Annotated in this window: 14 protein-coding genes and 1 pseudogene; 11 read left to right on the top strand and 4 right to left on the bottom strand. The window is 65.4% G+C overall.

Annotated elements, in window-relative coordinates; genetic code table 11:
• Nucleotides 1-144: 144 nt before the first annotated feature.
• From VFH65_RS26040 to manA, 4 genes are read left to right on the top strand one after another with little or no spacing between them, the layout of a single operon-like run.
• Nucleotides 145-564 carry a DUF3499 domain-containing protein gene (locus tag VFH65_RS26040; protein ID WP_353325545.1) on the top strand — a complete coding sequence of 140 codons (420 nt, stop codon included), beginning with the start codon at nucleotides 145-147 and terminating at the stop codon, nucleotides 562-564.
• Nucleotides 565-616: 52 nt separating this feature from the next.
• Complete coding sequence (locus VFH65_RS26035; protein WP_353325543.1) at nucleotides 617-2,011, top strand: phosphomannomutase/phosphoglucomutase; 1,395 nt, start codon at nucleotides 617-619, stop codon at nucleotides 2,009-2,011.
• Nucleotides 2,008-3,120, top strand: a complete 1,113-nt coding sequence (locus VFH65_RS26030; RefSeq protein WP_353325541.1) for a TobH protein — start codon at nucleotides 2,008-2,010, stop codon at nucleotides 3,118-3,120. The genes VFH65_RS26035 and VFH65_RS26030 overlap by 4 nt, the downstream gene beginning before the upstream one ends.
• Nucleotides 3,121-3,124: 4 nt before the next feature.
• Nucleotides 3,125-4,351, top strand: coding sequence for a mannose-6-phosphate isomerase, class I (manA, locus tag VFH65_RS26025; RefSeq protein WP_353325539.1), 1,227 nt, complete (start codon nucleotides 3,125-3,127; stop codon nucleotides 4,349-4,351).
• Here manA and VFH65_RS26020 read toward each other — a convergent pair.
• The 4 genes from VFH65_RS26020 to VFH65_RS26005 form a co-directional block, all read right to left on the bottom strand.
• Nucleotides 4,348-5,283 carry a DUF808 domain-containing protein gene (locus VFH65_RS26020; RefSeq protein WP_353325537.1) on the bottom strand — a complete coding sequence of 312 codons (936 nt, stop codon included), beginning with the start codon at nucleotides 5,281-5,283 and terminating at the stop codon, nucleotides 4,348-4,350. The two genes, manA and VFH65_RS26020, sit on opposite strands and share 4 nt — an antisense overlap.
• 24 nt (nucleotides 5,284-5,307) lie before the next feature.
• A complete protein-coding gene (locus VFH65_RS26015; protein WP_353325535.1) occupies nucleotides 5,308-5,619 on the bottom strand; it encodes a hypothetical protein in 312 nt (103 codons plus the stop codon).
• 23 nt (nucleotides 5,620-5,642) lie between these two features.
• A complete protein-coding gene (locus tag VFH65_RS26010) occupies nucleotides 5,643-7,562 on the bottom strand; it encodes an acyl-CoA dehydrogenase family protein (RefSeq protein WP_353325533.1) in 1,920 nt (639 codons plus the stop codon).
• 75 nt (nucleotides 7,563-7,637) lie between these two features.
• Nucleotides 7,638-8,999 carry an FAD-dependent oxidoreductase gene (locus VFH65_RS26005; RefSeq protein ID WP_353325531.1) on the bottom strand — a complete coding sequence of 454 codons (1,362 nt, stop codon included), beginning with the start codon at nucleotides 8,997-8,999 and terminating at the stop codon, nucleotides 7,638-7,640.
• Between the two features lie 42 nt (nucleotides 9,000-9,041).
• Here VFH65_RS26005 and VFH65_RS26000 point away from each other — a divergent pair, with 42 nt between their 5' ends.
• The 7 genes and pseudogenes from VFH65_RS26000 to VFH65_RS25970 form a co-directional block, all read left to right on the top strand.
• A complete protein-coding gene (locus VFH65_RS26000) occupies nucleotides 9,042-10,517 on the top strand; it encodes an amino acid permease (RefSeq protein WP_353325529.1) in 1,476 nt (491 codons plus the stop codon).
• A 126-nt stretch (nucleotides 10,518-10,643) separates the two neighbouring features.
• Complete coding sequence (locus VFH65_RS25995) at nucleotides 10,644-11,882, top strand: alkane 1-monooxygenase (protein WP_414688512.1); 1,239 nt, start codon at nucleotides 10,644-10,646, stop codon at nucleotides 11,880-11,882.
• Nucleotides 11,879-12,052, top strand: coding sequence for a rubredoxin (locus VFH65_RS25990; protein ID WP_353325525.1), 174 nt, complete (start codon nucleotides 11,879-11,881; stop codon nucleotides 12,050-12,052). Before VFH65_RS25995 ends, VFH65_RS25990 begins: the two co-directional genes overlap by 4 nt.
• Nucleotides 12,049-12,231, top strand: a complete 183-nt coding sequence (locus VFH65_RS25985; RefSeq protein WP_353325523.1) for a rubredoxin — start codon at nucleotides 12,049-12,051, stop codon at nucleotides 12,229-12,231. Before VFH65_RS25990 ends, VFH65_RS25985 begins: the two co-directional genes overlap by 4 nt.
• 107 nt (nucleotides 12,232-12,338) lie before the next feature.
• The gene (locus tag VFH65_RS25980) at nucleotides 12,339-12,881 is read left to right on the top strand and encodes a TetR family transcriptional regulator (RefSeq protein WP_414688511.1); all 543 of its coding nucleotides are present in this window, start codon (nucleotides 12,339-12,341) and stop codon (nucleotides 12,879-12,881) included.
• A gap of 75 nt (nucleotides 12,882-12,956) precedes the next feature.
• Entirely contained in the window at nucleotides 12,957-14,429 is a 1,473-nt protein-coding gene (gene ahcY / locus VFH65_RS25975; RefSeq protein ID WP_353325519.1) for an adenosylhomocysteinase, read from the top strand.
• Nucleotides 14,430-14,591: 162 nt separating this feature from the next.
• Nucleotides 14,592-14,825: pseudogene (locus VFH65_RS25970) on the top strand (triacylglycerol lipase); the annotation flags it as partial.

The following is a 14,825-nucleotide window of genomic DNA, read 5'->3' as shown; positions in this document are numbered from 1 at the left end:
ACGGACCGCGCATGTCCCGGCCGCGGCGTGATCCGCGAAGATTCCGCTCGGCCACGACAAGAAGCGTAACGGTTACAGATCGGCCGTCCGATGGCTGCGCGTGTCCGGCCGCTTGCGGGGTTTACCCGCGATAGCCTCTCGTGCGTGAACGTTCCCCGTCGCTGCTGCCGGCCCGGGTGCCCACATTATGCGGTCGCGACGCTGACCTTTGTCTATTCCGACTCGACCGCCGTGGTGGGTCCGCTGGCCACGGTGTCCGAGCCGCATTCGTGGGATTTGTGCGTGGTGCATGCAGGCCGGATCACCGCGCCGCGCGGATGGGAGCTTGTTCGCCACGCAGGCCCGCTGCCCACGCACCCGGACGAAGACGATCTGGTGGCACTTGCGGACGCGGTGCGTGAGGGACATGACGGCGCGCCACCGATCAACGGGATTGCCGCAGGCTTTTCCGATCCGGTCACCGGTGTGTCAGGTGGCGCGCTGATGGCGCCGCCCGCCCGGCGGCCGGAGTCGAACGGGCGAAGGCGCGGCCACCTGCGGGTGTTGCCAGACCCTGCAGAGTAGTTGGCACTCGGCGACTAGGCTTGCGCCTACGGTCCCCTTCGCAAGGAGTTCTATGTCTCGGCCCGCCGCGGCTGTCCATCGCGTCATCAAGGCTTATGACGTGCGCGGCCTGGTTGGCGAGGAACTGGACGAACAATTCGTGGCCGACGTCGGCGGCGCGTTTGCCCGGCTGGTCCGCTCTGAAGACTCCGGTGCCAGTCAGCTGGCGATCGGCTACGACATGCGGGCGAGTTCGCCGTCACTGGCCGCCGCGTTCGCAGACGGCGTGACGGCGCAGGGCCTCGATGTGGTGCGAATCGGGTTGGCCTCAACGGATCAGCTGTATTTCGCGTCGGGTCTGCTGGACTGCCCTGGCGCGATGTTCACCGCCAGTCACAATCCGGCCGCCTACAACGGGATCAAGCTCTGCCGCGCAGGGGCCAAACCGGTCGGCAAGGACAGCGGCCTGGGGACCATCAGCGACGAGGTCATCGCGGGGGTGCCCGCATATGACGGCCCGCACGGGTCGATCTCCGACCGTGACGTGCTGGCAGACTACGGCGAATTTCTGCGCACACTGGTCGACGTGTCCGCGCAACGGCCCCTTCGGGTGGCCGTCGACGCAGGCAATGGCATGGCCGGCCACACCACCCCTGCGGTGCTCGGCCCGATCGCGGCAATCACGCTGCTACCCCTGTTCTTTGAACTGGACGGCACTTTCCCCAACCATGAAGCCAACCCGCTTGACGCGGCCAACCTGGTCGATTTGCAGGCGTACGTAGTTGAGACGGGTGCCGACATCGGACTGGCCTTCGACGGAGACGCCGATCGGTGTTTCGTCGTGGATGAAAAGGGGCATCCCGTGTCACCGTCGTCGGTGACCGCGCTGGTCGCCGCGCGGGAACTCAACAGGGAGATCGGCGCCACGGTGATCCACAACTTAATCACCTCCCGCGCGGTACCAGAATTGGTCGCAGAGCGCGGCGGCACGCCGGTGCGAGCCCGGGTTGGGCACTCCTACATCAAGGGGCTGATGGCCGAAACCGGCGCGATTTTCGGTGGTGAGCATTCCGCGCACTATTACTTCCGTGACTTCTGGGGCGCCGACTCGGGGATGCTCGCTGCGTTACACGTGCTCGCGGCGCTGGGGGAGCAGCACCGCCCGCTGTCGGACCTGATGGCCGACTATCAGCGCTACGAGTCGTCCGGCGAGATCAACTTCACGGTCACCGATGCGCAAGGCTGCGTCGACGCCGTGCTCAAGTCGTTCGGCACCCGAATCCATTCCATCGATCACCTCGACGGCGTGACCGTCGACCTGGGTGACGGCACCTGGTTCAACCTGCGCACGTCTAACACCGAGCCGTTGCTGCGGCTCAACGTCGAGGCCCGGACCACCGAGGAGGTCGACGAGGTCGTCGGCCATATCTCGGCTGAGATCGCCGCGCGCACTAAGGCGGCCACGTGAACGCGACGCACGCCACCGTCGACCTCGACGATGTGCAAGGTCTACTCGCCGCCGACCGAGAAGGTTTGCTGCGTGCCGCGTCGATGGCCGGAGCTCAGGTGCGCTCCACCGCCGCAGCGCTCGACGAGGGCGAACTCGACGCGCTGAAGAGCGACCAGCCGCCCCGCACCGTGATCTGGGTGGCCGGACGAGGCAACGCCGAGACCGCGGGATCGATGCTGTCCGCCGCGCTGGGCGGTTCGGCCGCCGCTCCGATCGTGGTCGCCTCTGAGGCGCCGCCATGGATCGGCGCGCTGGATGTGGTGATCGTGGCCGGCGACGATCCGGGTGATCCCGCGTTGGTGTCGGCGGCTGCCATCGCCGTCCGCCGTGGCGCCCGCGTCGTGGTCGTCGCACCGTTCGAAGGACCACTGCGCGATGCCACTGCGGGCCGCGCCGTTGTGCTGGCGCCCCGCATGCGGGTCCCCGACGATTTCGGTCTGTCCCGGTATCTCGCCGCTGGTTTGGCAACGCTGCAAACGGTGGATCCGGGGCTGCACGTGGATCTGCCCGCGCTGGCCGACGAGCTCGATGCCGAGGCGTTTCGCAACAGCGCCGGCCATGAGTTGTTCACCAATCCCGCAAAGACCATGGCAGAGCGCATGTCTGGCCGCGACGTCGTGCTGGCAGGCGACAACGCGGCGACGTTGGCGCTGGCCCGCCACGGTGGTGCGATCCTGTTGCGCGTCGCCCACAAGGCGGTGGCGGTGGCGGGGCTGGCCGACGTTGTCGTCGCGCTGCGCGGCGGTATGGCCGGCGAGTTCGGCGCTGATCGCGAGAAGTCGATTTTTCACGACGAGGAGCTCGACGGTCCGCTGCCGCGCCGCGTCAGGACCTTCGTGTTGACCACCGACGCCGAGCGGCAGGTGGTTCTCGCGCGAGTGAGCGGGCTCGACGACGTCGACGTGATCAACGCCGAAGACGTGCCGGAGGCTGTGGAGATCACCGACTCTGCTGACACGCCGGTGGCCGTCGCCGCGCCCGCCGCAGGGCGCCCGGAACAACAACTGGCGACGCTGGCCGTTCGGTTGGAGATGACGGCCACCTATCTGAGACTGGTTCGAGGTTAAGCGCATGCACCTGCTACGCGGAGCGGTGCGGACCTACGCATGGGGTTCGCGCACCGCGATTGCCGAGTTCACCGGAAGGCCAAGTCCCACAGCCCATCCCGAGGCCGAACTGTGGTTTGGTGCGCATCCCGGTGATCCGGCGTGGCTGCAGACTGACGACGGCGAGTGGTCATTGCTCGACGCGTTGCGCGAGGATCCGGAGGGCGAACTGGGGTCGGCCGTTCGAGGCCGTTTCGGCGACACGCTTCCGTTCCTTCTCAAGGTGCTGGCCGCCGACGAGCCACTGTCGCTGCAAGCACATCCGAGCGCTGAGCAGGCCGTGGAGGGTTTTGCCCGCGAGGAGAAGCTCGGTATCGGTGTTTCGGCGCCGATGCGAAACTACCGCGACCGCAGCCATAAGCCCGAATTGCTTGTTGCGCTAGAGCAATTCGAGGCGTTGGCCGGATTCCGGCCGGCGGCGCGCAGTGTCGAACTGATGCGTGCACTGGCGGTCACCGACCTCGACCCGTTCGTCAACCTATTGTCTGACCAATCCGACGCAGACGGTCTGCGGGCGCTGTTCACCACGTGGATCACCGCGCCGCAGCCTGATCTCGACGTGCTGGTTCCAGCCGTCATCGAGGGGGCCATCCACTACGTCCGTTCGGGCAAGAAGGAATTCGCCGACGAGGCCAAGACGGTGCTGGAACTCGGCGAGCGGTATCCCGGCGATGCCGGAGTGCTGGCCTCGCTGCTGCTGAACCGGATCAGCCTTGCGCCAGGGGAGGGCATCTACCTTCCTGCCGGCAACCTGCACGCCTATCTGCACGGGGTGGGCGTCGAGGTGATGGCCAACTCCGACAACGTGCTTCGCGGCGGGCTGACCCCCAAGCACGTCGACGTGCCAGAGCTGCTGCGGGTGCTGGACTTCACCCCGGCGACAGATCCCGTCATCCGTCCCCAAATTGCCAGGGACGGAATGGAATTGGAATACGACACGCCAGCGCCGGAATTTGCGGTCTCTGTGCTGAGCATCGACGGCGACCAACTGGGCCACGAGGTCGACGCACCCACCCGCCACGACGGGCCACAAATCCTGCTGTGCACCGAGGGGTCGACGGTGGTGCACGCCAAGACCACGGCCGTGACGCTCGAACGCGGTGCGGCCGCGTGGGTGTCGGCCGACGACGGACCGATCCGATTGGTCGCGCAGAATCCGACGAAGCTGTTCCGGGCGACCGTCGGAATCTAGTGCTTCTTGCTGCCGAACGGCAGCACGTGCATGATCCCTACGATCACGGCCCCCACCACCAGCCCGATGATCGCGGATGCGGCGGTGTTGACCAGCCAGGCGAGCACGCCGCCGACTCCTTCGACCGCGTGGTGCACCGCCCCCTCGAGGTGGTGCACGAATCCGTACGGCGCATGCCAGCCGAGCGTGTCGGTCCCGAGGAGCAGGATGTGCCCGCCCACCCAGAGCATCGCGACCGTGCCGATGGTCGACAGCGCCGAGAGCAGTTTGGGCATCGCGGCGACCAGGCCACGGCCGACCTTCTGCGCGAATCGTGAGGTGCGCTGCGCGAGATTCAATCCGATGTCGTCCATCTTCACGATCAGCGCGACGACGCCGTAGACCGCGGCGGTGATCACGAAGGCGACCACGACGAGAATGATGAACCGCGGCCAGAACGACTGGTCGGCCACCTCGTTGAGCGCGATGACCATGATCTCGGCGGACAGGATGAAGTCGGTGCGGATCGCCCCTGCTGTCATCTGGCGCTCGGCGTCCTCGCCGACGGCTGCGGTGGGTGCCGCGTGGGCGTCGTGGCCGCTTATCCAGCCCCATACTTTTTCGGCGCCTTCGTAACAGAGGTAGGTGGCGCCGAGCATGAGGATCGGCGTCACCAGCCACGGCACGAACTGACTGAGCAGCAAGGCCGCCGGCAGGATGAACACGAGCTTGTTCCGCAGCGACCCGATCGCGATCCGCTTGATCATCGGCAGTTCGCGGTCGGCGGTGATCCCGTGCACGTACTGCGGCGTCACCGCGGTGTCGTCGATGACAACGCCGGCCGCCTTGGCCGTCGCCCGCCCGGTGGCGGCACCGATATCGTCGACGGATGCGGCCGCGAGCCGTGCCAGAGCGGCAACGTCGTCGAGGAGTCCGAATAGACCTGCGCTCATCGCGTCTCCCTCATGGCAACGAACCTACCGGCAATGGCGAGCACGCATAAATCGGATCAGAACGTCCTCGGCGAGGCCGTATTGCATCGCGTCCACCCACAGCCGAGGGCAGACGGGACCGCGGGCCCTGGCCCTCATCCCGCCGGGAATGGCGACATAGCCACCGACGTCCGCCTTCGCCAACAGGTCCAGAACCTCACCGGCTTCGGCGGTTTCGAGGTCGGCGATCGCTACCCAGATGTCGGCCCACACGCCGTTGTCCCTGCCGCCGGGTGGCAGCCAGTACGCGATGCCACACGACGACAGGTCTTCCAGCGGTCGGATCTGCGACGTCATGGTGGTCTTTACCGCTCAGAGCACTACGCTGCGCCGCGACTCGGTGCATTGCGGATGACGCGGTGTACGTCGGATCTTGCCGCGCCACCGTCCTGAGCGATCCACGGCCCCTCGATGGACTGGTCGAGAATCCCTTCCTCGAGCCATGTGTAGCGACCGTCGAGGACTTCACGCGCCAGCGTCCGGTCGGAGTCGTCAGAGTTGCGCCACAGTGCATCGAACAGCCGGTCGGCCCTGACCCGGGCCTGGCGGCAGAACGCGTCGGCGAGATCGACAGCGGAGTCATCATCGGTCCGGTCACGTTGTGCCCGGACGCAGGCGGCTGTCATCGCGAACAACTCCGCGCCGATATCGACGATCCTGCCAAGGAACCGCTGCTTGTGCTCCAACTTGCCCTGCCACCGCGACATCCCGTAAAACGTGCTGCGCGCCAGTCGGCGGCTGGCACGCTCGACGTAGCGCAGATGGGTGCCGAGCGGTCCGAACTCGCTGAATGATGTTGGAAATTGGCCCTTTCCGGCGAGCAGGCTGGGCAGCCAGCGTGCATAGAATCGGCCGGCGTTGGCCGCTGCACGCGCTTTATGCCGCATATCGGTGTCCGGGTCGATGATGTCGCCGGCCACGCTCAGGTGTACATCCACCGCCTCGCGTGCGATGAGCAGGTGCATGATTTCGGTTGAGCCTTCGAAGATCCGATTGATCCGCATGTCCCGCAGTATCTGCTCGGCGGGCACTCCGCGCTCGCCGCGGGCGGCCAGCGACGCGGCGGTTTCGAAGCCGCGCCCGCCGCGAATCTGCACGAGCTCGTCGGCGATCAGCCAGGTGATCTCCGAGCCGTAGAGCTTGGCCAGTGCCGCTTCGATCCGGATATCGGTGTGGCCTGCATCGGCGAGCTGGCTGGCCAACTCGACCATTGCCTCCAGGCCGTAGGCAGTGGCGGCGATGAACGCCACCTTGCCGGCGACCGCATCGTGCTCACCGACCGGCTTGCCCCACTGCACGCGCTCCTTGGACCATTCCCTGGCGATCTTCAAACACCGTTTCGCCGCGCCGCAGCACGTCGCAGGCAACGACAGCCGGCCCACATTGAGTGTGGACAGCGCAATCCGCAGCCCGTCACCCTCTTCGCCGATCCGGTTTTCGGCGGGCACCCGCACATCGGTGAACCGGGTGAGGCCGTTCTCGATGCCGCGCAATCCCATGAACGCATTGCGGTTTTCGACCACGATGCCCGGTGTGTTCGCCTCCACCACGAATGCTGTGATCCCGCCCGGATGACCCTCGCTCTCGGGCACTTTGGCCATGACCACCATCAGGTCGGCAATGACGCCGTTGGTGGTCCACAGCTTCATCCCGTTCAGCACATAGTCATCGCCATCTGGTGTCGCGGTGGCATGCAGCCGGGCCGGGTCACTGCCGACGTCAGGTTCGGTGAGCAGGAACGCGCTGATTTGGCGTGTACACCGGCGAAGCCACGTCTGCTTCTGCTGCTCGGTGCCGAACATCGAGATCGGCTGCGGTACCCCGATCGACTGGTGCGCCGAGAGCAGTGCGCCCAGGGAGGGGTGCACCGAGCAGACAAGCGCGAGAGCTTTGTTGTAGTACACCTGCGACAGGCCGAGCCCGCCGTACGCAGAGTCGATCTTCATGCCGAGCGCGCCCAGTTCCTTCAGGCCCAGGATCACCGCATCCGGGATCTGCGCATCGCGCTCGATCACCGCGGCATCGATGTGGTCCTCGCAGAACTCGCGCAATGTGGCCAGGAACGCCTCGCCGCGCTCCGTGGCCTCAGCCGAGCCGCTGGGGTGTGGGTGGACCAGGTCCAACCGCAATCGGCCGAGGAACAACTCCTTGGCGAAGCTGGGCTGTAGCCACTCTGCCGCCCGCGCGTCCTCGGCGACATCCCTGGCCTGTTTCTCGCTGATCTCACCGGTAGCGGTCATGGCAGACCCTCCTAGCAACTGGCCCTACTCGACAGTAACCGCAACTGTCGGTAGTGAAGTACCCATTCGAGTACGTCAGCTAACGGCCGCGGATACCCGCGCGGGGCGCTTGCGCCTCTCGGCCAGCCATAGCCGCATGTTGTGGCGGATGGTGCGGCCGATCAGGCGCGCCGACGGGACCATGTAGAGGCTGTCGAGCAGGCTGAATCGGCGCAGAAACCATTCGGCGAGAACGGGATCCGTCTCGGCGGCGCCGAGGAACTGATCGAACAGATTGCCAACGGGCACGTACCACCGCGGCATCGGCCCGCTGGCCCGGTGCAGCACAAGGTCTCCGATGGCGTTCATCTGCCACACCGGAAAGGTCGTCTTGGCCGTCGCGCGGTGAAAGTCACGTGCCACGTCGACTCCCTGCAGCGCGCGGCGCAGGTGGCCCGCCTGCAGCGACGTCATCGTCATACCCTGCCCGAAGGTGGGGTTGAAGCTGGCCACGGCGTCGCCGAACGGGATGATCCCGGCGGGATAGCGGTCGAGCTTGTCGTAACGGCGCCAACGGCTGGTCGGATACTTGTGAAACGCGACGTCGCCGATGGGTTCGCCCTGGCGGATCGCGGCCGCAATGTGCGCGGGCAGGATCTCGTCGGCCAACGTGCACATCGCTGAAAAATCTTGCGGCGGTTCGACTTTGGCCACACCGAATGTGGTCAACCCCCACGTGCCGTCCTCGTAATACAGCATGCCAAGGCCCAGCGGCTGCTCACGGCAGGCCCCTGCGACGATCACCTTCTCGGCGATCAGGCCGTTGGGAATGCGCAGCTGGTGGGTGGCATAGCCGATGCCGACACCAACAGTGTCCTCGCGGGGACGTTCAAATCCCCACTGCGACAACCACACCGGCAGCCGGGTGCCGCGACCGGTGGCGTCGACGACGAAGTCGGCATCTACGGTTTCCCCGGAATCCAGTTGCACCCCGGTCGCCCGCTGGCGGGCGGCGTCGTAGCGGGGCTCGCTGACCGCGGCCGCCACGATGTCCACGTTGCCGATCGCCGCCACCCGCCGCCGGATCTGCCATTCCAGCTGTGGCCTGCTGGGCACATACGCCGTGAACTCGTCCTGCAGCCGGTGGTGGGTGCCAAGGACGTGGCCGGCCGCTCCGAAGTGAATACAGTCCGGCCGGTTCTCCAGAATCGGCACGCCGGCGGCAACCATGTCGTCGAGCAGCCCGGGGAAGTGCGCTTCGAACTCCTGCGCGCCGCGCGCCATCAGCAGGTGCACGTGCCTGCCCTGTGGAACCGCTGCCCGGTTGACGGGCCGGTCCGGCAGGTCGTCGCGTTCGAACACCGTCACGCGCTCGTAGAAGTCCGACAGCACCCGCGCGGCGCACAGCCCGCCGATGCTGGCTCCGATCACGACAGCATGGTTTCCGGTCCCCACCATGGGGGGACAGTACTAAGTACATGCGGCGTACCGGGAGGAGTCATGCAAATGGCCTGGCGGACGAAGTCGGTGGAGCAGTCGATTGCCGACACTGACGAACCTGAGACCCGGTTGCGCAAGGACCTGAACTGGTGGGATCTCACCGTCTTCGGGGTTTCGGTGGTGATCGGCGCAGGCATCTTCACGATCACCGCGTCGACGGCCGGCAACATCACCGGCCCTGCGATTTCGATCTCGTTCGTCCTGGCCGCGATCGCCTGCGGGCTGGCCGCGCTGTGCTACGCGGAGTTCGCGTCGACCGTGCCGGTGGCCGGCAGCGCCTACACGTTCTCCTATGCGACGTTCGGCGAGTTCGTCGCCTGGATCATCGGCTGGGATCTGATCCTGGAGTTCGCCGTCGCCGCCGCGGTGGTGGCCAAGGGCTGGTCGAGCTATCTGGGGACGGTTTTCGGGTTCGGCGGGGGGACGGCGGATTTCGGTGGGCTGCAACTGGATTGGGGAGCGCTGCTGATCATCGCGTTCGTCACAGTCATCCTGGCCTGGGGCACCAAGCTGTCCGCCGAAGTGAGCCTGGTGATCACGGCGATCAAGGTGGGCGTAGTGCTGCTGGTCGTCATTGTCGGCTCGTTCTACATCAAGGCGGCGAACTTTTCGCCGTTCATCCCGCCTGCGCAAGGAGCAGAAGGCGGCACCGGAAGTGAGCAGTCCCTGTTCTCGCTGATGACTGGCGCCGAGGGCAGCAATTACGGGTGGTACGGCCTTCTTGCGGGCGCGTCGATCGTGTTCTTCGCGTTCATCGGATTCGACATCGTGGCCACCACCGCCGAGGAGACCAAGAATCCGCAGCGCGATGTGTCTCGCGGCATCATTGCCTCGCTTGCGATCGTCACCGTGCTCTATGTGGCGGTTGCCGTCGTGCTGACCGGCATGGTGCATTACACCGAACTTCGTGCTGCAGGGGAGGACGCGAACCTCGCGACTGCGTTCTCCGTGAACGGCGTTGACTGGGCCGCGAAGGTCATCTCGATCGGCGCGCTTGCCGGCCTGACCACAGTTGTGATCGTGCTGGTACTCGGGCAGACCCGGGTGCTGTTTGCGATGTGCCGCGACGGGCTGCTGCCCCGCGGCCTCGCGAGGACCGGGCAGCACGGCACACCCGTACGCATCACGATCCTCGTCGGCGTGCTCGTTGCGCTGGCGGCCTCGGTGTTCCCGATCGGCAAGCTCGAAGAGATGGTCAATATCGGCACGCTGTTCGCGTTCGTGCTGGTGTCGGCCGGGGTGATCGTGCTGCGCCGCACCCGGCCGGACCTGCCCCGAGGCTTCCGGGCGCCGGGGGTGCCGCTGCTGCCGATCGCGTCGATCGTGGCGTGCGTCTGGCTGATGCTCAACCTGACGGGCCTGACGTGGATCCGCTTCTTGATCTGGATGGCCATCGGGGTGCTGATCTATTTCGCCTACGGCCGCAGGCATTCCGTGCTGGCCAAGCGACAGGCCGCTACCACCACCAATGTGTGATTTCGGCGTGCTCCGTTGCGCTTACCGCAACCCGCCACGCCCAAATCGCTGCTGCCTGCTTTACAAATCAGCCTCTAATGTCTAGACAGACGACAAAGTCGCACCTATAGTCAACTCCAAGACGTGATGGCACTCACAGGAGGTGGCTTGGTGACGACAGAACTCTCCGCCGTGGAGATCGACCAGTGGCGGGACAAGAAGCGATATCTGTGGCTGATGGGACTGATCGCGCCGACGGCGCTGTTCGTCGTGCTGCCGTTGGTCTGGGCGTTCAATCAATGGGGCTGGCACGCGGCGGCACAGGTGCCGTTCTGGATCGGCCCGATCCTGCTGTACCTCGTGCTGCCGGCGCTGGACCTGCGGTATGGCCCTGACGGGCAGAACCCGCCGGACGAGGTGACGGAGCGGCTCGAGAACGACAGGTACTACCGGTACTGCACCTACATTTACATCCCGTTCCAGTACGCGAGCGTGATCTTCGGGGCCTACCTGTTCACCGCGTCGGATGTGAGCTGGCTCGGGTTCGACGGATCGCTGGGCTGGCCCGCCAAGATCGGTCTCGCGCTGTCGGTCGGGATGCTCGGAGGGGTGGGCATCAACACCGCGCACGAACTGGGCCACAAGAAGGACTCGCTGGAGCGCTGGCTGGCTAAAATCACGCTGGCCCAAACCTGGTACGGCCACTTCTACATCGAGCACAACCGCGGCCATCACGTGCGGGTGGCGACGCCGGAGGATCCGGCCTCGGCGCGCTTCGGCGAGACGTTCTGGGAATTCCTGCCGCGCAGCGTGTGGGGCAGCCTGCGTTCGTCGTGGGAGCTGGAGGCGCAGCGGATGCGTCGTCTCGGCAAGAGCCCGTTCAACATTCGCAACGACGTGCTCAACGCCTGGCTGATGTCGGTGGTGTTCTGGGGTGTGCTGATCGCGGTCTTCGGTCCCGCGCTGATCCCGTTCATGCTCGTCCAGGCAGTGTTCGGTTTCTCGCTGCTGGAGACGGTCAACTACCTCGAGCACTACGGTCTGCTGCGAAAGAAGACCGAGAGCGGCCGTTACGAACGCTGCGCGCCGGAGCACAGCTGGAACTCCGATCACATCGTGACCAATCTGTTCCTGTATCACCTGCAGCGGCACAGTGATCACCACGCGAATCCGACGCGGCGTTACCAGACGCTGCGCAGCATGCACGGGGCGCCGAACCTGCCAAGCGGTTACGCGTCGATGATCGCGCTGACCTACGTGCCGGCAATATGGCGCAAGGTGATGGATCACCGGGTGATGGAGCACTACGGCGGCGACATCACGCGCGTGAATGTGCATCCGCGGGTTCGGGACAAGGTGCTGGCGAAGTACGGGGCAGCAGCATGAGCTCGTTTAGATGTCCCGGCTGCGACTACATCTATGATGAGGCTAAAGGCGCTGCGCGAGAAGGATTTCCGCCTGGCACGCCGTGGAGTGACATACCCGACGAATGGTGCTGCCCGGATTGCGCGGTGCGCGAGAAGGTCGACTTTGAAGAGATAGGAGTGAAGCAGTGAGTGACTACAAGCTGTTCATCTGCGTGCAGTGCGGATTCGAATACGACGAGGCGAAGGGCTGGCCGGAAGACGGCATCGCCCCGGGCACCCGGTGGGACGACATTCCCGATGATTGGAGCTGCCCCGATTGCGGCGCGGCGAAATCCGATTTCGAGATGGTGGAGATCGCGCGTTCGTGACCGCTAGTGTCGCGCGTGTGAATAGCCCGCAGGACAGGCGAGTCGCGCAACGCGTCCCGTACGCCGAGGCGTCGCGGGCGTTGTTGCGTGATTCGATCCTCGACGGGATGCGGGAGTTGCTGCTCAAGCGCGACTGGTCTTCAATCACGCTGTCGGCGGTGGCGCAGGCCGCGGGCATCAGCCGCCAGACGATCTACAACGAGTTCGGCTCGCGGCAAGGCCTTGCGCAGGGTTACGCGCTGCGGCTGGCCGACAAGCTCGTCGATGCCGTCGACGACTCCATCCACGGCAACGTGGGCGATATCTATGCCGCGTTCCTGGAAGGGTTCCGGTCGTTCTTCGCCCAGTCCGCTGCCGACCCGCTGGTGATCTCGCTGCTCACGGGCACCACCAAGCCGGACCTGCTGCAGCTGATAACCACCGACAGTGCGCCGATCATCACGCGCTGCTCGGAGAGGTTGACGTCGACGTTCATGGATAGCTGGGTGCGCTCGAGCGAGGAGGACTCCGGGGTGCTGGCCCGGGCCATCGTCCGGCTGTGTATGAGCTACGTTTCCATGCCGCCGGAGGCCGATCACGACGTCGCGCGGGACTTAGCTAGACTCATGTCGCCGTTTGCCGAGCGCTACGGTGTCATCGAGCAGAAATAAAGACGCCGCATCTGCGCCGACTAATATGTAACAAAGCTAAGTAATTGCGACGCGCGCACAGAAGGAACCCAATATATGACGACGACTGAGCAGCGGCTGACCGCCGATGTACGCAACGGCATCGACTTCAAGGTGGCCGATCTTTCCCTTGCGGAATTCGGCCGCAAGGAGATCCGACTCGCCGAACACGAGATGCCCGGCCTGATGACGCTGCGGCGCGAGTACGCCGATGTGCTGCCGCTCAAGGGCGCGCGCATCTCGGGTTCGCTGCACATGACGGTGCAGACCGCCGTGCTGATCGAGACCCTGGTGGCGCTGGGCGCCGAGGTTCGATGGGCGTCGTGCAACATCTTCTCCACCCAGGACCACGCCGCGGCCGCGGTCGTCGTCGGCCCGCACGGCACCCCCGAAGAGCCCAAGGGCACCCCGGTCTTCGCCTGGAAGGGCGAGACGCTGGAGGAGTACTGGTGGGCAGCAGAGCAGATGCTCACTTGGCCGAACGAGCCGGCCAACATGATCCTCGACGACGGCGGTGACGCCACCATGCTCGTCCTGCGCGGCGCGCAGTTCGAGAAGGCCGGCGTGGTTCCCCCCGGCGAGGACGACGACTCGGACGAGTGGAAGGTCTTTCTGGCGCTGTGCCGGTCGCGCTTCGAGACCGACAAGACCAAGTGGACGAAGATCGCGGAGTCGGTTCAGGGCGTCACCGAGGAAACCACCACCGGCGTTCTGCGGCTGTACCAGTTCGCCGCCGCGGGTGAGCTGGCGTTCCCGGCCATCAACGTCAACGACTCGGTCACCAAATCCAAGTTCGACAACAAGTACGGCACCCGGCACTCGCTGATCGACGGCATCAACCGTGGCACCGACGTGTTGATCGGCGGCAAGGCCGCGCTGGTCTGCGGCTACGGCGACGTCGGCAAAGGCTGCGCCGAGGCGCTCAAGGCCCAGGGCGCGCGCGTTGCGGTCACCGAGATCGATCCGATCAACGCGCTGCAGGCGCTGATGGACGGCTTCGAGGTCAAGACCGTCGAGCAGGCCATCGGCTGGGCGGACATCGTGATCACCGCGACGGGCAATCAGGGCATCATCACCCTTGAGCACATGCGGGCGATGAAGCACCAGGCGATCCTCGGCAACATCGGGCACTTCGACGACGAGATCGAAATGGCTCGGCTCGAGCGCGATCCGGACATTCGTCGGATCAACATCAAGCCTCAGGTGGACGAGTTCGTCTTCCCCGACGGTCACTCGATCATCGTGCTGAGCGAGGGCCGGTTGCTGAACCTGGGCAACGCGACCGGGCACCCGTCGTTCGTGATGAGCAACAGCTTCTCCAACCAGGTGATCGCCCAGATCGAGCTGTGGACCAAGAACGACACGTACGACAACGAGGTCTACCGACTGGCCAAGCATCTCGATGAGAAGGTCGCCAAGATCCACGTCGAGGCACTCGGCGGTTCGCTGACCCGGCTCACCAAGGAGCAGGCCGAGTACATCAACGTCGACGTCGACGGCCCGTACAAGCCGGAGCACTACCGCTACTGAGTTCTTTGCCGAGACTGCGGGCAGATCGCGACGAGTTCGAAAGTCGCAATCGGCCCGCAGTTTCGGTTTTTGGGGAAGTCGCGTCGTCGAACTTACCCAAAAGTAAGGTAACGCCCCGTTGGCCATACCGGATCTGTTACGGTCCCCCCCGTGGTTCGGGGAATGGTGGGGATTTTTGTCGTTGTCGTCATTGCTTTGTCGCTTGGAGTCGCGCCGCGCGCGTTCGCCGACCCTCCCGTTGACGGGCATGACCCATACTTCAACGAAGACGAGTACATCGAGTTCTATACGCCGCCGGATCCGTTGCCGCCCGGTGAGCCTGGGGACCTGATTCGCACCGAGCCGTCGCGGCTGGTGCTCGAGCCGTCGGGTCAGCTGGGCGCGATCATGGCGACG

Source organism: Mycobacterium sp. (assembly GCF_035697385.1).
Classification (GTDB): domain Bacteria; phylum Actinomycetota; class Actinomycetes; order Mycobacteriales; family Mycobacteriaceae; genus Mycobacterium.
This window is presented reverse-complemented; position numbering and strand designations above follow the sequence as displayed.

Coding starts and splice junctions, on each gene's coding strand:
- VFH65_RS26035 (WP_353325543.1), top strand. CDS start 617: ATGTCTCGGCCCGCCGCGGCTGTCCATCGCGTCATCAAGGCTTATGAC.
- manA (WP_353325539.1), top strand. CDS start 3,125: ATGCACCTGCTACGCGGAGCGGTGCGGACCTACGCATGGGGTTCGCGC.
- VFH65_RS26020 (WP_353325537.1), bottom strand. CDS start 5,283: ATGAGCGCAGGTCTATTCGGACTCCTCGACGACGTTGCCGCTCTGGCA.
- VFH65_RS26015 (WP_353325535.1), bottom strand. CDS start 5,619: ATGACGTCGCAGATCCGACCGCTGGAAGACCTGTCGTCGTGTGGCATC.
- VFH65_RS26010 (WP_353325533.1), bottom strand. CDS start 7,562: ATGACCGCTACCGGTGAGATCAGCGAGAAACAGGCCAGGGATGTCGCC.
- VFH65_RS26005 (WP_353325531.1), bottom strand. CDS start 8,999: ATGGTGGGGACCGGAAACCATGCTGTCGTGATCGGAGCCAGCATCGGC.
- VFH65_RS26000 (WP_353325529.1), top strand. CDS start 9,042: ATGCAAATGGCCTGGCGGACGAAGTCGGTGGAGCAGTCGATTGCCGAC.
- VFH65_RS25995 (WP_414688512.1), top strand. CDS start 10,644: ATGGCACTCACAGGAGGTGGCTTGGTGACGACAGAACTCTCCGCCGTG.
- VFH65_RS25990 (WP_353325525.1), top strand. CDS start 11,879: ATGAGCTCGTTTAGATGTCCCGGCTGCGACTACATCTATGATGAGGCT.
- VFH65_RS25980 (WP_414688511.1), top strand. CDS start 12,339: ATGCGGGAGTTGCTGCTCAAGCGCGACTGGTCTTCAATCACGCTGTCG.
- ahcY (WP_353325519.1), top strand. CDS start 12,957: ATGACGACGACTGAGCAGCGGCTGACCGCCGATGTACGCAACGGCATC.